Source organism: Pseudomonas algeriensis, assembly GCF_048847255.1.
Lineage (GTDB): Bacteria > Pseudomonadota > Gammaproteobacteria > Pseudomonadales > Pseudomonadaceae > Aquipseudomonas.
Map to the genome: position 1 here is coordinate 220,832 of NZ_JBKKRK010000008.1, position 22,199 is coordinate 243,030.

At 60.4% G+C, this 22,199-nt stretch carries 21 protein-coding genes; 11 read left to right on the forward strand and 10 right to left on the reverse strand.

Translation table 11 applies throughout. The features are described from left to right. Positions 1-23: 23 nt before the first annotated feature. The gene (lpdA, locus tag ACLK1G_RS14870; RefSeq protein ID WP_420766081.1) at positions 24-1,424 is read right to left on the reverse strand and encodes a dihydrolipoyl dehydrogenase; all 1,401 of its coding nucleotides are present in this window, start codon (positions 1,422-1,424) and stop codon (positions 24-26) included. 207 nt (positions 1,425-1,631) lie between these two features. Between lpdA and hflK (ACLK1G_RS14875) the strand changes: the two genes are divergently transcribed. From hflK (ACLK1G_RS14875) to cfaB, 5 genes are all read left to right on the forward strand, one after another. After that, entirely contained in the window at positions 1,632-3,593 is a 1,962-nt protein-coding gene (gene hflK, locus ACLK1G_RS14875; RefSeq protein WP_420766128.1) for a protease modulator HflK, read from the forward strand. Next, entirely contained in the window at positions 3,590-4,633 is a 1,044-nt protein-coding gene (hflC, locus tag ACLK1G_RS14880; RefSeq protein WP_420766082.1) for a protease modulator HflC, read from the forward strand. Before hflK (ACLK1G_RS14875) ends, hflC begins: the two co-directional genes overlap by 4 nt. Beyond that, on the forward strand, positions 4,630-5,682 hold the full coding sequence (gene hflK, locus ACLK1G_RS14885) for a protease modulator HflK (protein WP_420766083.1): 1,053 nt from the start codon (positions 4,630-4,632) through the stop codon (positions 5,680-5,682). Before hflC ends, hflK (ACLK1G_RS14885) begins: the two co-directional genes overlap by 4 nt. Then, positions 5,679-7,574 carry a cation-translocating P-type ATPase gene (locus ACLK1G_RS14890; protein WP_420766084.1) on the forward strand — a complete coding sequence of 632 codons (1,896 nt, stop codon included), beginning with the start codon at positions 5,679-5,681 and terminating at the stop codon, positions 7,572-7,574. The genes hflK (ACLK1G_RS14885) and ACLK1G_RS14890 overlap by 4 nt, the downstream gene beginning before the upstream one ends. A gap of 189 nt (positions 7,575-7,763) precedes the next feature. Then, positions 7,764-8,951 (forward strand): C17 cyclopropane fatty acid synthase CfaB, encoded by a 1,188-nt coding sequence (gene cfaB / locus ACLK1G_RS14895; RefSeq protein WP_420766085.1) that lies wholly within the window; start codon positions 7,764-7,766, stop codon positions 8,949-8,951. Here cfaB and cls read toward each other — a convergent pair. Beyond that, positions 8,948-10,387, reverse strand: a complete 1,440-nt coding sequence (cls, locus tag ACLK1G_RS14900) for a cardiolipin synthase (RefSeq protein WP_420766086.1) — start codon at positions 10,385-10,387, stop codon at positions 8,948-8,950. The two genes, cfaB and cls, sit on opposite strands and share 4 nt — an antisense overlap. Positions 10,388-10,527: 140 nt before the next feature. On the opposite strand from cls, the gene ACLK1G_RS14905 reads away from it, so the two are divergent. Continuing rightward, on the forward strand, positions 10,528-11,049 hold the full coding sequence (locus ACLK1G_RS14905; RefSeq protein WP_420766087.1) for a DUF3617 domain-containing protein: 522 nt from the start codon (positions 10,528-10,530) through the stop codon (positions 11,047-11,049). A gap of 2 nt (positions 11,050-11,051) precedes the next feature. On the opposite strand, the gene ACLK1G_RS14910 is transcribed toward ACLK1G_RS14905, so the two are convergent. The 5 genes from ACLK1G_RS14910 to ACLK1G_RS14930 all read right to left on the reverse strand — a co-directional run bounded on the left by ACLK1G_RS14910 (position 11,052) and on the right by ACLK1G_RS14930 (position 14,863). Beyond that, a complete protein-coding gene (locus ACLK1G_RS14910) occupies positions 11,052-11,927 on the reverse strand; it encodes a metal ABC transporter substrate-binding protein (protein ID WP_420766088.1) in 876 nt (291 codons plus the stop codon). Positions 11,928-11,937: 10 nt separating this feature from the next. Further along, positions 11,938-12,804, reverse strand: coding sequence for a metal ABC transporter permease (locus ACLK1G_RS14915; RefSeq protein ID WP_420766089.1), 867 nt, complete (start codon positions 12,802-12,804; stop codon positions 11,938-11,940). Next, complete coding sequence (locus tag ACLK1G_RS14920) at positions 12,804-13,472, reverse strand: metal ABC transporter ATP-binding protein (protein WP_420766090.1); 669 nt, start codon at positions 13,470-13,472, stop codon at positions 12,804-12,806. The genes ACLK1G_RS14915 and ACLK1G_RS14920 overlap by 1 nt, the downstream gene beginning before the upstream one ends. Beyond that, positions 13,469-14,365 carry a GTP cyclohydrolase FolE2 gene (folE2, locus tag ACLK1G_RS14925; RefSeq protein WP_420766091.1) on the reverse strand — a complete coding sequence of 299 codons (897 nt, stop codon included), beginning with the start codon at positions 14,363-14,365 and terminating at the stop codon, positions 13,469-13,471. The genes ACLK1G_RS14920 and folE2 overlap by 4 nt, the downstream gene beginning before the upstream one ends. Before the next feature lie 105 nt (positions 14,366-14,470). Next, complete coding sequence (locus ACLK1G_RS14930; protein ID WP_420766092.1) at positions 14,471-14,863, reverse strand: glutamine synthetase; 393 nt, start codon at positions 14,861-14,863, stop codon at positions 14,471-14,473. Between the two features lie 130 nt (positions 14,864-14,993). On the opposite strand from ACLK1G_RS14930, the gene zigA reads away from it, so the two are divergent. Continuing rightward, positions 14,994-16,202: a zinc metallochaperone GTPase ZigA gene (gene zigA, locus ACLK1G_RS14935; protein WP_420766093.1), complete on the forward strand. Its 1,209-nt coding sequence runs from the start codon at positions 14,994-14,996 to the stop codon at positions 16,200-16,202. Further along, entirely contained in the window at positions 16,202-16,813 is a 612-nt protein-coding gene (locus ACLK1G_RS14940; protein WP_420766094.1) for a DUF1826 domain-containing protein, read from the forward strand. Before zigA ends, ACLK1G_RS14940 begins: the two co-directional genes overlap by 1 nt. 35 nt (positions 16,814-16,848) lie before the next feature. Here the strand turns inward: ACLK1G_RS14940 and ACLK1G_RS14945 are convergent, their stop codons facing one another. After that, positions 16,849-17,202: an NADH:ubiquinone oxidoreductase gene (locus ACLK1G_RS14945; RefSeq protein ID WP_420766095.1), complete on the reverse strand. Its 354-nt coding sequence runs from the start codon at positions 17,200-17,202 to the stop codon at positions 16,849-16,851. A 27-nt stretch (positions 17,203-17,229) separates the two neighbouring features. Between ACLK1G_RS14945 and ACLK1G_RS14950 the strand changes: the two genes are divergently transcribed. Next, positions 17,230-18,195: a CobW family GTP-binding protein gene (locus ACLK1G_RS14950; protein ID WP_420766096.1), complete on the forward strand. Its 966-nt coding sequence runs from the start codon at positions 17,230-17,232 to the stop codon at positions 18,193-18,195. A 12-nt stretch (positions 18,196-18,207) separates the two neighbouring features. Here ACLK1G_RS14950 and ACLK1G_RS14955 read toward each other — a convergent pair whose 3' ends face one another. Further along, positions 18,208-18,630, reverse strand: coding sequence for a DUF3301 domain-containing protein (locus tag ACLK1G_RS14955; RefSeq protein ID WP_420766097.1), 423 nt, complete (start codon positions 18,628-18,630; stop codon positions 18,208-18,210). A 119-nt stretch (positions 18,631-18,749) separates the two neighbouring features. On the opposite strand from ACLK1G_RS14955, the gene pdxY reads away from it, so the two are divergent. Beyond that, entirely contained in the window at positions 18,750-19,622 is an 873-nt protein-coding gene (gene pdxY / locus ACLK1G_RS14960) for a pyridoxal kinase PdxY (protein WP_420766098.1), read from the forward strand. Positions 19,623-19,667: 45 nt separating this feature from the next. Here the strand turns inward: pdxY and ACLK1G_RS14965 are convergent, their stop codons facing one another. Further along, positions 19,668-20,153 carry an acyl-CoA thioesterase gene (locus ACLK1G_RS14965; protein ID WP_039593237.1) on the reverse strand — a complete coding sequence of 162 codons (486 nt, stop codon included), beginning with the start codon at positions 20,151-20,153 and terminating at the stop codon, positions 19,668-19,670. Between the two features lie 265 nt (positions 20,154-20,418). Between ACLK1G_RS14965 and ACLK1G_RS14970 the strand changes: the two genes are divergently transcribed. Then, positions 20,419-22,182, forward strand: coding sequence for a cation:proton antiporter (locus tag ACLK1G_RS14970; RefSeq protein ID WP_420766099.1), 1,764 nt, complete (start codon positions 20,419-20,421; stop codon positions 22,180-22,182). Positions 22,183-22,199: the final 17 nt, after the last annotated feature.

The following is a 22,199-nucleotide window of genomic DNA, read 5'->3' on the forward strand; positions in this document are numbered from 1 at the left end:
CTCGCTCCCACAGGAATGCGGCGCTACATCTGCGTAGCCATTCCTTCCACATCCATCGCCGCCTGGCGCAATGCCTCCGAGCGGGTCGGGTGAGGGTGGCAGATCAGGGCGATGTCTTCGGCCGAGGCGCCGAATTCCATCGCTACGCAGTATTCGCCAATCATTTCGCTGACGCTTGGGCCAACCAGATGCACGCCGAGGATCTCGTCGGTGTGCTCATCGGCCAACACTTTGGCGAACCCTTCGGTTTCGTGATTGATCTTCGCCCGGCTGTTGGCCGTAAAAGGGAATTTCCCGACTTTGTAGGCGCGGCCCGCAGCCTTGAGCTGTTCCTCGGTCTTGCCGACGCTGGCCAGTTCCGGCCGGGTATAGATCACGTTGGGGATCAGGTCGTAATTGACCTCGCCGGCCTTGCCGGCAATCTGCTCGATGCAGGCCATGGCCTCGTCTTCGGCCTTGTGGGCGAGCATCGGCCCGGACGTGACATCGCCGATCACCCAGACACCGGGCGCCTCAGTGCGGTGGCGCTTGTTGGCGAGCAGGCCACGCGGGTCGGTCGTCAACCCGACATTTTCCAGCCCCAGCCCTTGTGTGTAAGGCCGGCGGCCAATGGCGACCAGCACGTAATCGGCGTCCAACGTCTGCGCGTTGCCGCCTGCTGCGGATTCGACCTGTAACTGCACGCCGTTGGCCGAGGACACGGCGCCAGTGACCTTGGCCCCCAGCTTGAATTGAATGCCCTGTTTCGCCAGGGCTCTCTGCAAAGTCTTGCCGGTGTCCGCATCCACACCCGGGCAGATGCGATCGAGGTATTCCACCACGGTCACTTCAGCGCCCAGGCGTCGCCAGACTGAGCCCAGTTCCAGCCCAATGACCCCCGCGCCGATGACCACCAGGTGACGGGGCACTTCGCCGAGGGACAATGCGCCAGTGGAATCGAGGATGCGCCGGTCATCGACCTCTACTCCGGGCAGTGGCGTCGGCTCGGAGCCGGTGGCGATAACGATGTCCTTGGCGCCGAGTTCAACCTTGCCGCCATCGCCGCCGGTGACGCTCACCTTGCCGGGCCCATCGATATGGCCCCAACCCTTGATCCAGTCGACCTTGTTTTTGCGAAACAGAAACTCGATGCCCTTGGTCAGGCCCGCCACGCTTTCGTCCTTTTGTTTCATCATCTGCGCGAGGTCGAGGGTAGGGCTGACGTTGATGCCCAGATTGGCAAATTCCGCGCCCTTGGCCGCTTCGTACAGCTCAGACGCGTGGAGCAGTGCCTTGGAGGGCATGCAACCGACGTTCAGGCAGGTGCCGCCCAGCGTTGCGCGGCCTTCGATGCAAGCGGCCTTCAAGCCCAACTGCCCGGCCCGAATCGCTGCGTTATAGCCGCCGGGACCGCCACCCAGAATGATCACGTCGTAATCGCTCATCACTGTTCTCCCGCCTCGCCAAAAAAATTATGCACGTAATATGAGCGTTTCCAGAGATTACGGTCAAGGCTAAAGTCACCAGGGCTGGCCGTGAAAAATTCAACACGGAAATTTCACAGCACCGGTTATAAAGTAACGAACGTAGCGGAGCGGTGGCGGTTTTTATCCACAGCCCTGAATTTGGTTTTCCACATGCGCTGGGATGACATGCAAGTCGATCTAGAAATCGAAGGGGCACGGGTGGCCGAGTGGCCGCGCTTTCAGCGTGCTGCGCTCCAGACACGCCGCTTGAAGCGGATCGCGTTGGCGCTGGCCGGCCTGGCGGGATTGGGCCTGGTACTGGCGTTTTTCATCGGATTGTTCTCGCCGCAATCCTTGTGGCCTGCCCTGTTGGTCAGCCAAAGCGCCGGCCTTGTTGTGTTGTTGGCGGGCCTGCAATCGGCCGGGTGGGTGACGCGTTGGCGCAGCGAGGCGCTGGCGCCTGCGGTGGACAACGCACCTGTTATAACTGAGCCGGTTGAAGACTCGGGTTGGTATGAGCGGATGCTCGAGGGGATCAGCGCCCGCTGGGTCGGTCTGCTGAAGCAAATCGGGGCGCCCGCGTTGTGGCTTTCCGGTTGGGCGCTCCTGGCGTTGCTGAGCCTTGAGCAAGCCTGGAATCTAGATTTGCCTGCTGCATCGCTTGGGGTGTCGGCGAGTGTCGGGGCGGTGGTTTCGTTATTGCTGGCGTTCAGCTTGCTGGTGTTTGAACGCCAACTGGCCCAGCAACCGCCAATCGAGTGGCCGGAAGCCTTGCCATTGGCACAGCTCGCGCGGGTGGCGATCGCCGTGCTTGTCCTTGGCGCATTGTGCCTGCTGTTCGCCGCCGATACGTCAATCTGGCCGACGCGCCTGGGAGTGTTGATCGGGGTGTTGCCAGGGCTGGTCGCGGTGGAGCTGCTGTTGCGCGCCATACTCTCCTTATTCAGCCCGCGCCGCGACTCCCTCGAGCCGACGCTGATGGGTCGCAGCTTTGTCGCCGATCTGCTGCGCTGGCCGCCGCAACCGTTGCTGGTCTTGCAGCACGAGTTGCACAACCGTTTCGGCATCGACCTGCGTCAGATCTGGGCGTTCAGCTATATGCGCCGGGCTTTCTTTCCTGTGCTGGCGCTGGTGGCGCTGGTGGGCTGGTCGCTCACCGGCGTGCATGAAGTGGCGTTGCAGGAGCGCGGAATCTACGAGCGATTCGGCGAGCCGGTGCAAGTCCTTGGCCCAGGCCTGCATGGGGGCCTCCCTTGGCCGTGGGGCAGGGTGCTCACAGTGGAAAATGGTGTCGTGCATGAATTGGCGACCAGCGTTGGCGATAGCAACGCGCTTGTGCAAGCGGAACCGGCCGAAGGAGCGGCGCCGGTCAACGCCAATCGGTTATGGGACGCCACGCATGTGAACGATAAATCCCAAGTCATCGCCAGCCGGCGTGCCGATAAACAAAGCTTCGAGATCGTCAACATGGATGTGCGCTTTGTATATCGCATCGGCCTGACGGATGCCGCAGCACTTGCTGCGACGTACAACAGTGCCGATGTGCCAACGCTGATCCGCAGCACGGCCAGCCGCATCCTCGTGCATGAATTCGCATCGCGCACGCTGGACGGTTTGCTGGGCACGGACCGGGTCAGCCTGGCCGACGAAATCGGCCGTGCGGTGCAGGCTGACTTGCAATCGTTGGACAGCGGCGTTGAGATTCTTGCGACAGTGGTCGAGGCGATCCACCCTCCGGCTGGCGCGGCGAATGCCTATCACGGTGTGCAAGCGGCGCAGATCGGCGCGCAGGCATTGATCGCCCGGGAGCGCGGCGCCGCGGCTGAACAGACCAACCAGGCGCAACTGCAAGCCAGCATCGCCCATGACCAGGCCCAAGCCACGGCGAGGGAAATCAACGCCGCCGCCGAAGCCGCGGGCCTGCGCTTCGATGCCGAACGCCAAGCCTATGCGAAGGCAGGCCACGCCTTCCTCCTTGAGCAGTACTTCAGCCAACTGAGCCATGGCCTGGACAAGGCCAATCTGCTGATTCTCGATCATCGCGTGGGCGGCAGCGGCAACGCGCCGACCCTGGATCTGCGCACTTTCCCGCTGCCGGCGGACCCTGCGTCGCCACGTAACCCTGTCCTGCCAGGAGCTGCCCATTGAGCCAGTCTTCGTCCCACGACCATCACGACCATCACGACCACGGTGGTCACGATCACGGCCATGTTGGTCATCACCACGGGCATCATCACCACGGCGACCCGCAGCAGGCTGGTCCGTTTCCCTGGAGGCGCATGGGCTGGGCAACGCTGTTGGTGGTGTTTGCCATAGCGGCTGCCAGCCTGGTGCAAGTGCGCTCGGGGGAGGCCACCGTTATCACCCGTTTTGGCAACCCGGCGCGAGTGCTGCTGGACCCGGGCCTGGGCTGGCGCTGGCCGGCGCCATTCGAAGCAGCGGTCCCGGTGGATTTGCGGTTACGTACCAGCTCCAGCGGATTGCAGGATGTCGGTACTCGCGATGGGCTGCGAATCATTGTTCAGGCCTATGTCACCTGGCAGGTGCAAGCGGACCCGGAAAATGTGCAGCGTTTCATGCGGGCAGTGCAGAACCAGCCAGACGAAGCCGCACGGCAAATACGCACGTTTGTCGGCTCGGCGCTGGAGACCACGGCCGCCAGTTTCGATTTGGCGAATCTGGTCAATACCGATGCCAGCCAAGTGCGCATCGTTGATTTTGAAACCCAACTGCGTCAACAGATCGAGCAGCAACTGCTGACAACCTATGGTGTGCGGGTCTTGCAAGTGGGCATCGAGCGCCTGACTTTGCCTTCGATAACGCTTACCGCAACCGTGGACCGCATGCGTGCCGAACGAGAAACCATCGCCACGGAGCGCACCGCCATCGGTAAGCGTGAAGCAGCACAAATTCGTTCGGCGGCTGAACGTGACGCGCGAATCATGCAAGCCGACGCCACCGTCAAAGCTGCCGAGATAGAGGCACAATCTCGCGTGGAGGCAGCGCAGATCTATGGAAGGGCCTATGCGGGTTCGCCCCAGCTTTACAATCTGCTTCGCTCGCTGGACACCTTGGAGACCATCGTCAGCCCGGGCACCAAGCTGATTCTGCGCACAGACGCGGCGCCATTCCGGGTGTTGGTGGACGGCCCTCCTTCACTGGAACCCAAGGGCGGGACCCAGCCATGAGTTTGGTTCCACGTGGAACAAACGAGCTGTCCAGTCCATGGATTCAGGCCGGACGCCTGTCGTTCCTTGCGCTTTACGCGGTCACTGTCCTTGCCGCGTTGGCCTGGTTGTTCGCCAACGTGCGGCAGGTCGCTCCGCAGGACCGCGCGATGGTTTTGCACTTTGGCGCACTGGATCGTGTCCAGAACGCGGGACTTTTATGGGCATGGCCTCGTCCCGTGGAACAGGTGATCCTACTGCCGGCGGCGGATCGAGTCCTGGAACGCCGCGTAGAAAATCTGCTCCGCTCGGATGCGGCGCTACAGGCCGATCGAGTGGCCAGCTTCGCTTCGCCAGTGACGGATGCCTTGGCGGGTTCTGGTTATTTATTGACCGGTGACGCCGGCGTGGTGCAGCTGGACGTGCGGGTTTTCTACAAGGTCACCGACCCTTACGCGTTTGTCCTGCAAGGCGAACACGTCTTGCCGGCCCTGGATCGGTTGGCGACCCGCAGTGCCGTGGCTCTTGCCGCAGCCCGGGACCTGGACACGATCCTGGTGGCTCGCCCCGAATTGTTGGGTAGCGATAGCCAGGCCGCGGAGCGTCGGGAGCGCCTTCGTGGCGATCTGGTGCAAGGTATCAACCGGCGACTCGCTGATCTTGCCGCGACAGGGCAGGGGTTGGGAATCGAAGTGGTGCGAGTCGACGTGCAGTCGAGCCTGCCCGGGCCTGCCGTGGGGGCTTTCAACGCAGTGCTGACCGCCAGCCAGCAGGCCGACAAAGCCGTCGCCAGCGCCCGTACCGAGGCGGAAAAACAGACCCAGTCAGCCCGCCAGGAGGCCGACCGGGCCTTGCAGGTGGCCCATGCCCAGGCTGGAGAACGGCTCGCCAAAGCGTCGTCCGACACAGCTTCGGTGTTCGGCTTGGCCAAGACCCAGGGCAGCGATCCGCAGATGCCGTGGCGGCTGTACCGTGAACGCATGCCTGAAATCCTGCGTCGGGCCGGGTCGGTGACCACGGTCGATCCGAAAGACGATTCCCGCTTGATTATCCAAGGAGCCGGGCAATGACCGCTCAAGCCACTGCCGCACCGATGTTGTCTTCTGCCGAACAGCGTGCAGCCGCTCGGCAGCTGACCTTGGCGATGCTCGCACTCGGGCTGCTCGCCTTGGGCCTGGCATGGCGCGGTTGGTCGCCAGGGCAAAACGGTGTCAGCCAGTTGTTGTTGGGTGCTGCCTCGTTGCTGGTAGCGATGCCGGTAATGCGTTCCGCCTGGTACAGCTTGCGGTATCCGAGCTTGCATGGGATCACGGATCAACTCATCGCCTTGGCAATGCTTGGGGCCTGGGCCACCGGCGATCTGCTGACGGCCGCGCTGTTGCCCATCATCATGATCTTCGGTCACGTGCTGGAAGAACGCAGTGTGATCGGCTCCCAGGAAGCCATCCACGCCCTCGGCCAGTTGACCCGCAGCCAAGGTCGCAAAGTGCAGGCCGACGGCTCGGTCATCGAAGTCGATAACGGCACGCTACGACCAGGCGATGTGGTGGAGGTTCGCGCCGGTGACAGGGTGCCTGCCGACGGGCGAGTCTTGTCCGGGCAAGCGAGCCTCGACACCGCGCCCATCACGGGCGAGTCCGTACCCGTGGAGGCGGTCGCGGGGATGGATGTGTTTGGCGGCGCGATCAACCTCGACGGTTTGCTGCGCCTGGAAGTGACGCGCATTGGCGAAGCGTCGACGCTGGGCAAGGTCATTGCCCTGATGCAAAACGCCGAGCGTTCCAAGCCGCCGATTACCCGCTTGCTGGAACGCTACGCCGGTCGTTACCTGGTGCTGGTGTTGCTGCTGGCGGCGGTGACCTGGTTTGTCACGAACGATGCCCAGGCGATGCTCGCGGTCCTGGTGGCGGCGTGTCCCTGCGCCTTGGTGCTGTCAGCGCCGGCAACGGCCATTGCCGGGATTGCGGTGGCTGCACGTCACGGGATCCTGATTCGCAGCTCGGCTTTCTTGGAGGAACTGGCCGACCTGACTTCGCTGGTCATCGACAAGACCGGAACCTTGACCCACGGCACATTGCAACTGCAATCGATACAAGGCGCCTCGGCGGATCGCTCCGAGCTGCTGCCTTTGGCCGCCAGCCTCGGATCGGCCAGCAGTCATCCGGTCAGCCGAGCGCTGGCAGGGCAGGTGGCTGCGCAACATTATCTGCCGCTTAGCGATGTACACGAACGCCAGGGCCTGGGCGTGGTGGCCATGACCGGACGGGGCGAAGCCGCACTTGGTCGTCCCGAGTTGTTCGCCCGGCTGGGAATCGAGACGCCGGCCATTCCCGAGCATGACGGCCCAATCGCCGGCTTGGCCCTCGACGGGCAATTTCTCGCCTGGTTGCTGCTGGCCGACAGCGTCAAACCAGAAGCGCGGGCAGCCATGGCCGAGTTGCGCGAGCTTGGCCTGGGTCGCCAATTGTTGTTGACCGGAGATCGCCAAAGCGTGGCGACTGCGTTGGCGCAGCAGGTTGGTATCAACGATCTGCAAGCGCAGGCTTTGCCGGAAGACAAACTTAAACGGGTCATGGCCGAAATCGGTCACGGGTTCCGGCCGATGGTGGTGGGTGACGGGATCAATGATTCCCTGGCGCTGAAGGCCGGGGTGGTGGGGGTCGCAATGGGTGCCGGCGGGGCGGATATCGCGCTTGCGTCGGCGGATATCGTCCTGATTGGCAGTGATCTGAGGCGCCTTGGAACCTGTGTACGGTTGAGCCGGCAGTGCCGACGTACGTTGCAGGTCAATGTCATCATCGGCCTGGGTTGGACGCTCGCTATCGTTGCCTTCGCCGCATTTGGCTGGCTGGGCGCGGCGGGCGCGATGATCGCCGCGTTGCTGCACAACTTGAGCACCCTGTTGGTGCTGGGAAACGCTGGGCGTCTGCTGCGGTTCCAGGAACCGCTGTTGAGAATCTAACGAGCGAGCTGGAGCGAACTGTTGGCGGCGCCCGCAGTCACTTACGAGAGGGCACTCCTTCGCCAGCAGTCACTGCTAAAACACAGCTGGTAACAGGGCGATAGAAAAAGGCTATAAATTCGATAGCCTGCTATTTTTCTAGCATGGTCTACCCTCATTTCAGACGTCTGAAACAAAGGGGGATTTTTCATGCTCGCTCAACTTCCGCCGGCCTTACAGAATCTGCATCTACCGCTTCGTTTGCGGCTCTGGGATGGCCATGAGTTCACGCTCGGTGCCGATCCCAGCGTCACGATTGTGGTCAAGGACCCTCAAGTGGTCGCGCAATTCACCCACCCCAGCCTGGATGCACTGGGTGCAGCGTTTGTCGAAGGCAAACTCGAGCTTGAAGGCTCTATCAATGAAGTCATTCGTGTATGTGACGAGCTGAGCCAGGCCCTGGTGGACGAAGACGACAGCAACTTGCCGGTGCGTACTGTCCACGACAAGGAAACCGACGCCAAGGCGATCTCTTATCACTACGACCTGTCCAATGCGTTTTATCAGCTCTGGCTCGACAGCGACATGGTGTATTCATGCGCTTATTTCGAGACCGGCAGCGAAACCCTCGAACAAGCGCAACAAGCGAAATTCCGCCATTTGTGCCGCAAGCTGCGCCTGCAACCCGGAGACTATCTGTTGGACGTTGGCTGTGGCTGGGGCGGGTTGGCGCGTTTCGCGGCGCGGGAATTCGGAGCCAAGGTGTTTGGCATTACCCTGAGCAAGGCGCAGCTCGCCCTGGCTCGGGAGCGGGTCAAGGCTGAAGGCCTGGAAGATCAGGTCGAGCTGCAGTTGCTGGACTATCGGGACCTGCCCCAGGACGGACGTTTTGACAAAGTGGTCAGTGTCGGCATGTTCGAACACGTGGGGCACGCCAACCTGGCCCAGTACTGCAAGACGCTGTTCGGTGCCGTCCGTGAAGGCGGCTTGGTGATGAATCACGGTATCACCGCCAAGCACACCGATGGCCGTCCGGTAGGGCGCGGGGCGGGCGAATTCATCGAGAAATACGTGTTTCCCAATGGTGAGTTGCCGCATCTGTCGATGATCTCCGCCGAAATCAGCGAAGCCGGGCTGGAAATCGTCGATGTAGAAAGCCTGCGCATGCACTACGCGCGCACCCTCGATCATTGGAGCGAGCGTTTGGAGGACAACCTCGAAGCTGCGTCAAGGGAAGTGCCGGAGCAGGCCTTGCGAATCTGGCGACTGTATCTGGCGGGCTGCGCCTACGCGTTCGCCAAGGGCTGGATAAACTTGCATCAGATTCTCGCGGTCAAGGCCCATGCCGATGGCAGCCATGAATTGCCTTGGACTCGCGACGACATCTACACGCCTTAAAGAATCGGCGAAATGAGCCGGGCGATTCGCATGCCGATTTTTTGCAGGCGGTGGGTCTCCCGGCTTTCTTGTTTGGCCACTTCGTGGGCTTGGGCAAAATCCTTCTCGAGCATTTGCTCCACTTCGCTGGCAAACGCGATATCAACGGTCAGCAGCATGACTTCGAAATTCAATCGAAACGAACGGTTATCCAGGTTCGCACTGCCGATCGCGCTTATTTCCTGATCGATCAGTACGACTTTCTGGTGCAGGAATCCTGGCTCATAACGAAACACCCGGACGCCGGCCCGCACCGCTTCGAATGCATAGAGGCTGGACGCCGCGTAGACGATTTTGTGATCGGGCCGCGAAGGTAGCAGGATACGCACATCCACGCCGCGCAAGACGGCCAGGCGCAGCGCCGCAAAAACCGCTTCGTCAGGGATGAAGTAGGGCGTGGTGATCCAGATTCGCTCGTTTGCGGCGTGGATCGCTTCGACGAAAAACAATGAGCAGGTTTCCTGCGCGTCCGCCGGACCGCTGGCCAGCAGTTGGCAGAGCACGCCGCCATCCGGATAGGTGTCCGGCAGGATCAATGGCGGCAACGCACGGGCGGCCCAGAACCAGTCTTCCGCAAAGGATTCCTGCATGCTCGCCACCACGGGGCCGCGCACTTCGACGTGGGTGTCGCGCCATGGGGCCAACGGAGGCTTTTCGCCCAGGTATTCGTCGCCCACGTTGTGACCACCGACAAACCCCAGGACGCCATCCACGGCCACGATCTTGCGATGGTTGCGGAAGTTGACCTGGAACCGGTTCAACCAACCGCTGCGGGTGGCAAAGGCTTTCACATGGACGCCGCCGTCGCGCAGTGCCTGGACATAACGGTGGGGCAGGGAGTGACTGCCGATACGGTCATAAAGCAGGTATACCGCCACGCCCTCGGCTGCTTTCTTCAACAGTAACGCGTGCAAGCGTTGGCCGAGACGGTCGTCATGGATGATGAAGAATTGGATCAGAATGGCTTCCCGCGCACTTTCCATGGCCTGGAAAATCGCCTCGAACGTGGCGTGGCCATCCACCAGCAGCCGCACCTGGTTATTCGCCAGGCAAGGCGCGCGTCCGAGCTTCGGCATGGCGCGCAAGGAAGCATAAGCGTGGGACGCGCGGGCTGTGAGCGCCTCTTCGACCCAAGGCCGCCAGTTCAGCTCGGAGATCGCCTTGCGCATCTCTTCGTTGGCCTGTCGTCGCGCCTTGATGTAACCGTCGAAAGTACTGCGGCCAAAAACCAGGTAGGGAATAAGCGTCAGATAAGGGATGAACACCAGTGACAGGGCCCAGGCGATCGAGCCTTGGGCGGTTCGCACGGTGAGTACCGCATGGACCGCGGCGATGGAACCGAGGGTGTGGAGCAGCGCGATCAGGTAACCGAAAACATGCGGGCCGTAATAGTCCATGGGGCAGCCGTGCTCCTGAAGTTTCAATGCTTAACAGACCATGTTACGCAACGAATGTCGCTAATTTATTCACCTGTGCTGGCCTGAACCGAAGCTTGCCGGCAGCGTCTAACGGCCACTTGTCCTCTGGAGTTTTTGCAATGAAAGTTCGCCTGCTGGGTTTGGCCTTGGCCATTGGTTTCTCGGTTCCTGTAGCGGCTCATGCGCAAATGCTTCAACCGGGCCTGTGGGAACTGACGACAAGCAACATGAAGGTTGATAACCAGAATTTGCCTGACCTGCAATTGATCCTTGGCCAGTTGCAGAACCAGATGACGCCCGAGCAGCGAGCGATGCTGGAAAAGCAAGGCATCACCATGGGTGGTAAAGGTATTCGGGTATGCCTGACGCCGGAGCAAGTCCAGACCAACGACATCCCGCTGCAGGATCCGCAGTCAGGGTGCAAGCAGCAGATCACCGAGCGGACCGGCAACCAATGGAAGTTTCGCTTCAGTTGTCCGAAAGCCCAGGGCAGTGGCATCGCGACCTTCCAGAGTGATCGCGAATTCACCACCAAGGTCAATGGCACGTTCAACGCCACGGGCATCCAGCAGAACGGTAGCCTGGATACCCGCGCCGTGTGGCTGGGGCAGGATTGCGGAACGGTCAAGCCGAGGGCTTGATTTCAGGGCTGGCTCAACGCTTCGTACAGGGTGTTGAGGTTGTATTCGAACAGTCCGGTAAACGTGCTCGCGGGCCCGCTGGCGGCGAGGGCGTCGGAGTACAAGGTGCCGCCGATGTGCGCGCCGCTTTCATCGGCAATTTGCTTGAGCAGGCGTGCGTCCTTGATGTTTTCCATGAACACCGCTTTGACTTTGGCCTGGCGGATTTGCGTGATCAAGGCAGCCACTTCGGCAGCCGATGGCTCGCGTTCAGTGGACAAGCCTTGCGGTGCCATGAAATCGATGCCGTAGGCTTGGCCCAGGTAACCGAAGGCGTCGTGAGAAGTGACGATCTTGCGATTGCCGGGTGGCAAAGCGGTGAACTTCGCCTTGGCTTCGGCGAGTAGGGCATGGATCTTTTTCAGGTACGCCTGGCTGTTACGTTCGAAATCGGCCTTGTTGGCCGGGTCGGCTGCTTCCAATGCCTTCGTGATGTTGCCGATGTAGAGCACGGCGTTGGCAAGGTTGTGCCACGCATGCGGGTCTGGGATGGTCTCCCCGTCTTCGTCCAACGAACGTGGAATCACGCCACGGCTGGCACTGATTACCGGCGCGGTGGTTTCGGTGCTGGTGACCAGGCGATCCAGCCACGGCTCGAAGCCCAATCCATTCTTGATGATCACCTTGGCTTTCAGCAGCGCCTTGGCATCGTCTGGGGTGGGCTCGTAGGTGTGTGCGTCGGCGTCGGGACCGACCATGTTGACGATCTGAACGTGTTCGCCGCCGACCTGTTGGGTCATGTCGGCAAGGATGCTGAAGCTGGTGACGACCTGCAGCTTTTCGGCAGCAGGGGAGGACATGGACACCATCAAGCTGAATATCAGGAGCAGGGCGCGCATCGGCAAAACCTCATTGGGATGTGAGCAAAGGCGGGCGGCGCAGCAAGCCATGCACCGGACCGAATACTACGGACAGCAAATAGAGCACGCCCGCCATCAGTACGATGGCCGGTCCGCTGGGCAGCGAGAAGTAGAAGGACAGCAGTAGGCCCAGCCACACTGAAAGGCAGCCGAACAGTGCGGCCAAAGCCATCAGGGTCGGCAGGCGGCGGCTCCAGAACCGCGAAGCCGCGGCAGGCAACATCATCAGGCCCACAACCATCAGTGCTCCGATGGCCTGGAAGCCGATCACCAGGTTCAACACCACAAGTGTCAGGAACACGCCGTGGGCCAACGGACCCAGACGACTGACTGTCCGCAGAAACAAGGGGTCCAGGGTATCGAGCAACAGCGGGCGATAGATCAGCGCCATTGCACCCAGGCTTGCGGCGCAAACCCAGAACATGCCGGTGAGTGTCGGACTGTCTACTGCCAGTGCGGAACCAAATAACAGGTGCAGCAAGTCCAGGCGTTTGCCGGCCATGCCGAGAATCAGTACGCCGGCCGCCAGGGATATGGGATAGATCGCCGCCAGGCTGGCGTCCTCTCGCAGTCCAGTGCGGCGGGTAATCCACGCTGCGAGCCCGGCCATGCTCAGGCCGGCCCCCAGGCCTCCGACGGTCAGGGCAGGCAGGCTCAAGCCGGCGAACCAGAACCCGAGCGCTGCGCCTGGCAGGATGCCGTGAGCCACGGCATCACCGATCAGGCTCATCCGCCGCAGAATCAGAAACACCCCTAGCGGAGCCGTGCTGCACGCCAGTACCAGACCGCCCAACAACGCCCGGCGCATGAACAGGAAATCCAGGAAGGGCTGCCATAGGTGGGTTGCGCTGAGCATCAGGCGACCTGCGTGTACTGAGGCCGTTCGATCAAGTCGACGCTGCGACCCAATGCGCAACCTGTAGGACTGATCAGCAAGGTGTGGGGAACATGCCGATGTACCGCAGCGAGGTCGTGACAGACCACCATTAAGGTCCGACCTTCTCGGTGCCATTGGTGAATATGTTTCCACAACAGCGCCTGGCCCATTTCGTCGAGCGCAGCATGAGGCTCGTCGAGCAGCAGGACGGGTGCCTCGGCCAAGCTCAACCGGGCGAGCAGGGAACGCTGTAGCTCACCACCCGACAGAGCCATCAGCGGGCGATGTTCGAGGCCGCTTAGATTCCAATCGTCCAGGACGGCCTTGAGTCGCTGGTTTCGGGTCGCTGGATTTTGTCGAAGGCCCCATGAGCCTGCTGCAACCAGCTCTTGCAGGCTGATCGGGAAATGCCGGTCCAAGTGTTGTTGCTGGGGCAGGAATGAAACACCGCCGCGCCGAGGCACATTCAATGAGGCTGTTCCCGATAGCGGCTTTTGCAACCCGGCCAGCACTTTTAAAAGGCTGCTTTTTCCGGAGCCGTTGGCGCCGATGATGGCGGTCAGGCTGCCTTCAGGTCGTTCCATGTCCAGCGGGGGCGTGAGCGGTTGACCCGGCGCACCCCATCTCAAGGCTTGGCAACGAATCATGAGGCCTCCCGGACCCAGTGACTCTGGGCGACGGCATCGTGGGCATGGAGGCTTTCAGCGTGAACCACCCGCACGTCAAATGAGGAGATCCAGGGCATCTTTTGCAACGCGACGTTCAATCGACGCGCAGCGTCTTCACAGAACATCAGGTTCTGGCCGTTGGCCAAGGCAAAGGCTTGTTCGTCCGCACGCTTCACGGCGGTTTGTACAGCGGTGCCCAGGGCAGCCTCGGCCTCGTTGATCAGCGCCAGCCATGGTAATTCACGGATATCGGTGTTCAGCCGCACTTTCAAGGTGGCGAGGCTGCGTTGGCTATGAGGGGTAGCGACGATGCCTTTTGATGTGCCCAGCCAAGCGAGCACGTCGGCATGCTCGAGCGCTTTGTTTGCAAAATCCTCGATGAATTGTTGCTGAATGAGCTGACGCGCAAGCGCTGCCGAGCAGGGACAGGTGGATGAATACGGAACCTGAATCTCAAGTTCCACATGGAACATCGAATCGTCCAAATGAGCGTCCACCTTGGTGGGGTACAGTTTCCACCCAGCAAGAGGGCTGATCAAGGCGGAGCGTTTGTACATGAGATCCGTCTTCAGGCTAAGCGAGGCGCGCCGGGACAATCCCCCATGGCTATCAAGGAAGCTCTGTAAAATCTGTCGTAAAAGAGACGGCGAAAGTAGGGAGTTTTCGAGCGGCTCCAGCGCCCGATACAAGCGTGACATATGGATGCCACGAGCTTCGCCATCATCGAGGCTGACGCCCGCGTCAGCAGTTGCGCTCAAGCGTTGACCGTCAATCAACAGCGGTACAGCAATGCCGCACATGCCGACCCAATCCAGCGGCAAGTTCTGGCGAGATGCCTGTGCCGCGACGTCTGGCAGAGTTAACGCATTCATCTTGAAGGTCCAGAAGAGGTTCGCTTTAATGTTATAATATAACTATAAAAGCGACGAGGCCTTTTTCATGAATGCTTTTTCATGGGCAGCGTTCCACGTGAAACATCAGCGTTTCGGTCGCTCGCACCCGCTCATACGGCCGCATACAAACCGGCCACCGCCCCCGCCGGAGCTGGAAAAGCGATTGATAGTGGTCCAACCCACGCGCCGGCTATATCCAACCCAGGCTTCGCCATCAGAAGCAAACCCGGTGAAAAACGTCAGCTGACCATAACGGCTATTTGTCTGGGACCAATAGCGCCGTCCGGTAGCCTCAAAACCTCGTAAATAAAAGGTATTTCCTGCCGTGAAAACGCTGTAGGCATTGCCTTGCGCATCGACGCACGCGAGCAGATTGGCGCTGCGCGTGCAACTGGCCGGCGTGGGAGGGTGAGCCGAAGCACCCGCTGAAAATAGCAATAACAGTCCTATCGGCAAAAGGTTCGAAAAGCTCGGCATACGGTGTCGGCCATGGAAATCGTTTGGTCAGATTGCACTGTTATACTATAACATGTATATCGACCACCTTTCATCGAACCAATGCCTGAAGACTCCCCGTGAATAACGGCGTCCCAACGAGGATCCTCTGATGACCAAGCGTCTCCCTGTGACCGTGCTTTCCGGATTTCTCGGTGCCGGAAAAAGTACCCTGCTTAATCACGTCCTGCGCAATCGGGATGACCTTCGCGTTGCCGTCATCGTCAACGATATGAGCGAGATCAACATCGATGGAAGCGAAGTCCAGCGAGACGTCAGCTTGAGCCGGTCGGAAGAGAAACTGGTGGAAATGAGCAACGGATGCATTTGTTGCACGTTGCGTGAGGACTTGCTTGAAGAAGTCGGGCAACTTGCCCGGGAAGGGCGCTTCGATTATTTGCTGATCGAATCCACAGGCATCTCCGAGCCGTTGCCAGTGGCCGAAACCTTCACGTTTCGTGACGAGGAGGGCCGAAGCCTGGCCGATGTGGCGCGGCTCGACACCATGGTGACGGTGGTCGATGGGGTGAATTTCCTGCTGGATTATCAGGCCGCGCAAAGCCTGGCGTCACGGGGGGAAACTCTGGGCGAGGACGATGAGCGCTCGATCACCGACCTGCTGATCGAACAGATCGAGTTTGCCGACGTGATTCTGATCAGCAAGATCGACCTGATCAGCCAACACGAGCGGGAAGAGTTGACCGCGATTCTGCAGCGTCTCAACGCCCAGGCGCAGATCATTCCAATGGTCATGGGTCAGGTACCGCTGGGCCGTATTCTCGACACCGGCCTTTTCGACTTTGAGCGCGCCGCCCAGGCGCCTGGCTGGCTACAGGAACTGCGTGGTGAGCATGTACCTGAAACAGAGGAATATGGCATTGCCTCGACCGCCTACCGGGCACGTCGGCCGTTTCATCCCCAGCGTTTCTTCAACTTCATCGACCGTCCGTGGCCAAATGGCAAGCTCCTGCGCTCCAAGGGGTTCTTCTGGTTGGCCAGCAAACCTGAGGAGGCGGGGAGCTGGTCCCAGGCCGGCGGCCTGATGCGCCACGGATTTGCCGGGCGCTGGTGGCGGTTCGTACCAGAAAACCAATGGCCGCAGGACCAAGAGAGCACCGCGGCCATCATGAAGAACTGGTCCGTGGCCACCGGCGATTGCCGTCAGGAGCTGGTGTTTATTGGCCAGGACATCGACTTTGGTCAACTCACCGCCGAATTGGACGCCTGCCTGCTCACCGACGAGGAATTGGCCCTTGGTGTCGAAAGTTGGCGGCTATTGTCCGATCCATTCGGCCCATGGCATGAAGAGGCGGCAGTGTGATGCTGGCGCCGAGTCTGAAAAGGGCATTGCAGGTACAGCAGGCCCAAGGCGATACACCGGAGATACTCACGAAGATCCTGGACGACGGCACCAACCTGGCGGTCTGGCAACGTCAGCTTCCCGCGCACATCGGCGATTTCGCGGCACTGGTACTAGCGTTGGACCAGCCATTGACCGAATCACGGGTGCTCGACTTGCCGGATGATGACGCCCAGCCAGCGCTGCGAGGCCTGGCTGCAGGCTTCAGCGACCTGCACGGCTATGAAGGCTTTATCGCCGACGTCTCTTGGCTGGTTTGCGCATTTGCTTGCCTGTTGGGGGCGCAACGGGTCGGTCTGCGTCTTCGCACGTTGGACAAGGCCATGTGCCCGCGCTTTCACGTTGATCACGTACCGGTGCGGCTGCTGACCACCTATGGCGGCGTCGGCAGCCAGTGGCTCAAGGAGGGCGTCATGGATCGCCAGCGCCTGGGGCAACCTGAGGCCGAACCGGTGGATCCACAAGTGATCGAGCAGTTCTGTTGCGGTGATGTCGGCTTGCTTAAAGGCGAGAAATGGCACGGCAACGAGGGGTTTGGCCTGATCCACCGCTCACCGGAACCCGCCCCGTAAGAGCGTCGCCTGATTCTCACGCTGGACTGGTTGGCTTAAGGCTTGAGCCAGGTGCCCTGGCTTTGCCCTTCGCAAAATGGCTGCAGGTAAGCGGCATCGGTCGCCACGCCGTAGTAGTGAATATCCTGGCGGTAAGGCATATTGGCGACCTGAGCGTTGCGGCAAACGCCGAACGCGCCGCCGGGGCACTGATCGACGTATTGCACCTCGACCTTCTGGCCGGCCAGGTTTGGCTGGCAGAAGCCATCGGCAAACAGCTTCTGCGGAATGTTGCGGTTCTGCTGGCAGACTTTCACATCGAGCCGCTCCGCCTGGCTGTGAACCACGCAAGCCTGGGCCAGTACCTGGTTCGACGTCAGCGCCAGTAACAACCAGCCGATCATTCGCATGTTCACCTCCATCGAAAGCCGTCGATTATGTTGCAGCACATCCCCACTCATGTCATAGCCGGCTCTTTGGGCGCCGGCAAGACCAGCCTGATCAGGCATCTTCTGGCCCAGCGCCCGGCCAGCGAGCGCTGGGCGGTGCTGATCAACGAGTTCGGTCAGATCGGCCTGGATGCCGCGTTACTGACCCAGGCTGGCGATGGTATCGCACTGGGCGAAGTGGCCGGCGGTTGTTTGTGCTGCGTCAACGGCGCGCCGTTTCAGATCGGTCTTGGGCGTCTACTGCGCAAGGCTCGGCCGGATCGGCTGTTTATCGAACCCTCGGGCCTCGGCCATCCGGTGCAGTTGGTGCGGCAGCTGAACGAAGCACCCTGGCTTGGTGTACTGGCGGTGCAACCCTGCGTGCTGGTGTTGGATGCCCAGGCGATGGCGGACGGCAAGCCGTTGCCCGATGCGCAGCGACAAACCCTGGCGGATGCCGGACTGCTGGTACTGAACAAATCCGAGACCCTTACGCAAGCCGACCGGGAACGGCTGGCGATGCAACTGCCAGGACGGACGCTGTACTGGACGCAGCACGCAGCGTTGCCGATCGACCAATTGCCTGGCCTGGCGGCTCGGGGCAGCGAGGCTGTGGATAACTTGAGCCTGCCCAAAAGCCTGGGTCGAATGGCGGCCATATGGACCGACCCGGCGGTGCCGATCCGCCTGTATCAGCAGCAGGAGGGCGGCTGGAGTATCGGCTGGCGCTGGCACCCCAGCCAGCAATTCGACACAGCGGCGCTTACGCATTGGCTAACAGATCATCACTGGAAGCGCGCGAAGATGGTTATCCACAGTGCCGACGGTTGGGTTTCCGCCAATGCATTGGAAGCGGCGGCACTGCAATGGCAAGCCAGTGAATGGCGCGAAGACTCGCGGATCGAGCTGATATTCGACCAGCCGCAAGACATTGATCGCCTGCAAACGGGTCTGTTGATTGCTCGGTGCACCTGAATCAGCTTTGCTTCAAGGCTTCCATTTGTTGTGCTCCTGACGCCACTGGCTCAGTTCGATGACTTCAGCCCTGGGCCGGGTCTGCTCCGGCTCAACTGGCGTGGGCGGGGCCTCTTCGAAGGGCATCGGGTAGGGAGCCAGTTCGATATGCGCGCTGTGGGCACCGAACTGAGTGATGGTGCCGGTATGACGGGTCTCGCCCGTCACTGTGAATTCGAAATTATAGATACGTGCCAGGCGCCGCCGTCCGTTGGCGTCCTTGACGAATCCGATCTTTCGCAGCGCCACGTTGCCGTCCAGCAGCTCGATCTTCAGGTTGGCGCAATGTTGCATGACCCTCGCCAAGGCTCGTTCGCGCAAGCCATGGTTGTGCCACAGCCAGGCGCCGCCGGTAGCCAGCAGCATCAGCACGAAAATGTTTCCAAGGGTCAGCATGAACGAAGAGCTCCAACAAGTTGCCGTCAGCTTAACTGTGTCGCCGGTCTGTCGTACAGGCTGCGTTTAGTCGCATACTGCGCGGCTTGAATTTCAATCGTTTTACGGACATTTCCCGCATGAAACGCACGCCCCATCTGCTTGCCATACAGTCCCACGTGATATTCGGCCATGCCGGCAACAGCGCCGCCGTGTTTGCGATGCAGCGGGTCGGCGTAAACGTGTGGCCGCTCAACACCGTGCAGTTTTCCAATCACACCCAATACGGGCAGTGGGCCGGTGAAGTGCTCCCGCCGGACCAGATACCGCTGTTGGTAGAGGGTATCGCGGCCATTGGCGAGCTGGGCAATTGCGACGCGGTGCTGTCCGGTTATCTGGGTAGCGCAGCCCAGGGACAGGCGATCCTGTCGGGTGTGGCGCGCATCAAGCGTTGTAATCCCAAGGCGTTGTATCTGTGCGACCCGGTCATGGGGCATGCGGAGAAGGGTTGCATTGTCGCGCCCGAGGTGGGCAGGTTCCTGCTGGAAGAGGCCGCTGCCGTGGCTGACATCATGTGTCCTAACCAGCTGGAGCTGGACAGTTTTTCCGGCCGCAAGGCGCAATCACTACTCGACTGCCTGGCGATGGCCCGTGCGCTGTTGGCCCGTGGCCCGAAAGTCGTGCTGGTCAAGCACCTGGCTTATCCCGGCAAGCCCGAAGACAGCTTCGAGATGCTGTTGGTCACGGCTGAAGGCAGCTGGCACTTGCGCCGTCCATTGCTGGCGTTCCCCCGCCAACCGGTCGGAGTCGGCGACCTGACGTCGGGGCTGTTCCTGGCGCGGATACTGTTGGGAGACAGCCTGTCGGCAGCCTTTGAATTCACCGCTGCGGCCGTGCATGAGGTGCTGTTGGAAACCCAGGCGTGTGCAAGCTACGAATTGCAGCTGGTCCGCGCCCAGGACCGTATTGCCCATCCGCGCGTGCGATTCGAGGCCATGCCGATCAGCCTTTGATCGCTGTGGGAGCGAGCTCGATCCCACCTTGATTTCGGCGGCGGGTTACGGCCCGTCCGCCTTGATTTCCTGATAACGCCTCTCCAGTTCCTGGCGAATCTGGCGACGTTGCTGCGCTTGTTCGTAGCGGCGCTTCTCTTCGCTGTTCTGCGGTTGCAGCGGCGGGACGGGCGCGGGCTTGCGCTGGTCATCCACCGCTACCATGGTGAAGAAGCAGCTATTGGTATGGCGAACCGAGCGCTCACGAATGTTCTCGGTCACGACTTTGATGCCCACTTCCATCGAGGTATTGCCGGTGTAGTTCACCGACGCCAGGAAGGTAACCAACTCGCCGACATGAATCGGCTCGCGAAAAATCACCTGGTCTACCGACAATGTCACCACGTATCGGCCGGCATAGCGGCTGGCACAAGCGTAGGCCACCTCATCCAGGTACTTGAGCAAGGTGCCGCCATGGACATTGCCAGAGAAGTTGGCCATATCGGGGGTCATCAACACCGTCATCGACAGCTGGGCGTTTCCGGGTTCCATAACGTTCTCACGGTTCAAGGCAGCAGATTCGAGGGCGCGCCTCTGCGGGCGCTGGAATGTGGTTAGCGGGTTCAAACCACTCATATCGGGACGCTGCGCCACGACTTGCCGTCACGCTTGGGTGGATCTGTTTCCATATATTGCACCGTCTTTTCGTAAGAAGTCCCGGTGTTAACCTGCAAAAAACCCGTCATGCCGGGTATTCCTACAAAAGAAACGGACGTACCCGACTTCACCTGGAGTCGTTTCGACAAGGAGCCCCACAATGCACGCCATCAGTTTCATTCAAGACCTGGCGATCATATTGCTGGCGGCCGGGTTGGTCACCGTACTGTTCCATCGTTTCAAGCAACCGGTGGTGCTGGGCTACATTGTCGCCGGCTTTATCATCGGCCCGCATACGCCGCCGTTCGGCTTCATTCACGATGAAGAAACGATCAAGACCCTGGCCGAGCTCGGCGTGATCTTCCTCATGTTCTCCCTGGGCCTGGAGTTCAGCCTGCGCAAACTGTTCAAGGTGGGAGCCACGGCGTTTATCGCTGCGTTCCTAGAGATCGTATTGATGATATGGATCGGCTATGAAATTGGTCGCTGGTTCGACTGGAGCGCCATGGACTCGCTGTTTCTCGGCGCGATCCTCGCGATTTCCTCAACCACGATTATTGTCAAAGCCTTGAATGACCTGAAGATGAAAAACGAGCGCTTTGCGCAGTTGATCTTCGGGGTATTGATCGTCGAGGACATCCTCGGCATCGGTATCATCGCTTTACTGTCGAGCATCGCTGTCAGCGGCACCGTAAGCTCCAGCGAGGTGTTTTCCACGGTCGGCAAGCTGTCGCTGTTCATGATCGTGGCGTTGGTCGTCGGCATCCTGCTGGTGCCGCGATTGCTGGCGTACGTGGCGAAGTTCGACAGCAACGAGATGTTGTTGATTACCGTACTGGGGCTTTGTTTCGGCTTCTGCCTGCTGGTGGTAAAGCTGGAATACAGCATGGTGCTTGGGGCGTTCCTGATCGGTGCAATCATGGCCGAGTCTCGACAATTGCTGAAGATCGAGCGATTGGTGGAGCCTGTGCGCGATCTGTTCAGCGCGATATTTTTCGTGGCTATCGGGCTGATGCTCGATCCGGCCATTGTGCTTCAATATGCGTGGCCGATCGCAGTCATTACCTGCGCGGTGGTATTGGGCAAGATATTTTCTTGTGGTCTCGGCGCCTTTATCGCCGGAAATGATGGACGCACCTCTCTACGAGTCGGGATGGGGCTTTCACAGATTGGCGAATTTTCTTTCATTATCGCTTCGTTGGGGATGACCCTGCAGGTGACCAGCGATTTCCTTTATCCGGTCGCTGTGGCTGTCTCGGTGCTCACGACATTGTCGACCCCTTATCTGATTCGGGCCGCTGATCCGCTGTCGGTCAGATTGGCGTCGGCAATGCCGCAGCGATTGACGCGCGTGCTGGGCATGTATGGAGAATGGTTGCGCAGCATCCAGCCACAGGGTGAGGGAGCCATGCTGGCTTCCATCATCAGGCGCATCATGCTGCAGGTGGGTGTCAACCTGGCATTGGTGATCGCGATTTTTGTCTCGGGGGGGTATTTTGCCGAACGAGTGTCTGCCTATCTGCAAGACTGGATCAGCGATCCGAGCTGGCAGAAAGCGTTGATCTGGGGCGGCTCGCTGTTCCTGTCGCTACCGTTCCTGATCGCGGCGTACCGCAAGCTCAAGGCGTTGTCGATGCTGCTGGCGGAAATGGGTGTAAAGCCGGAGATGGCCGGCCGCCACACCCAGCGCGTGCGTCGCGTGATCGCCGAAGTGATTCCGCTCCTTTCGCTGCTGGTGATTTTCCTGCTGCTGGCAGCCTTGTCAGCCAGTATCTTGCCGACCAACAAGCTGCTGGTATGGATCGCAGTGGTCGCGATTGCCTTGGCGGCCCTGCTTTGGCGCTGGTTTGTCCGCCTGCATACACGAATGCAGGTGGCCTTGCTCGAAACGCTGGACAATCACAAGGGATCGTCCGGGCATTGATCAGCGCCGGACGCTAG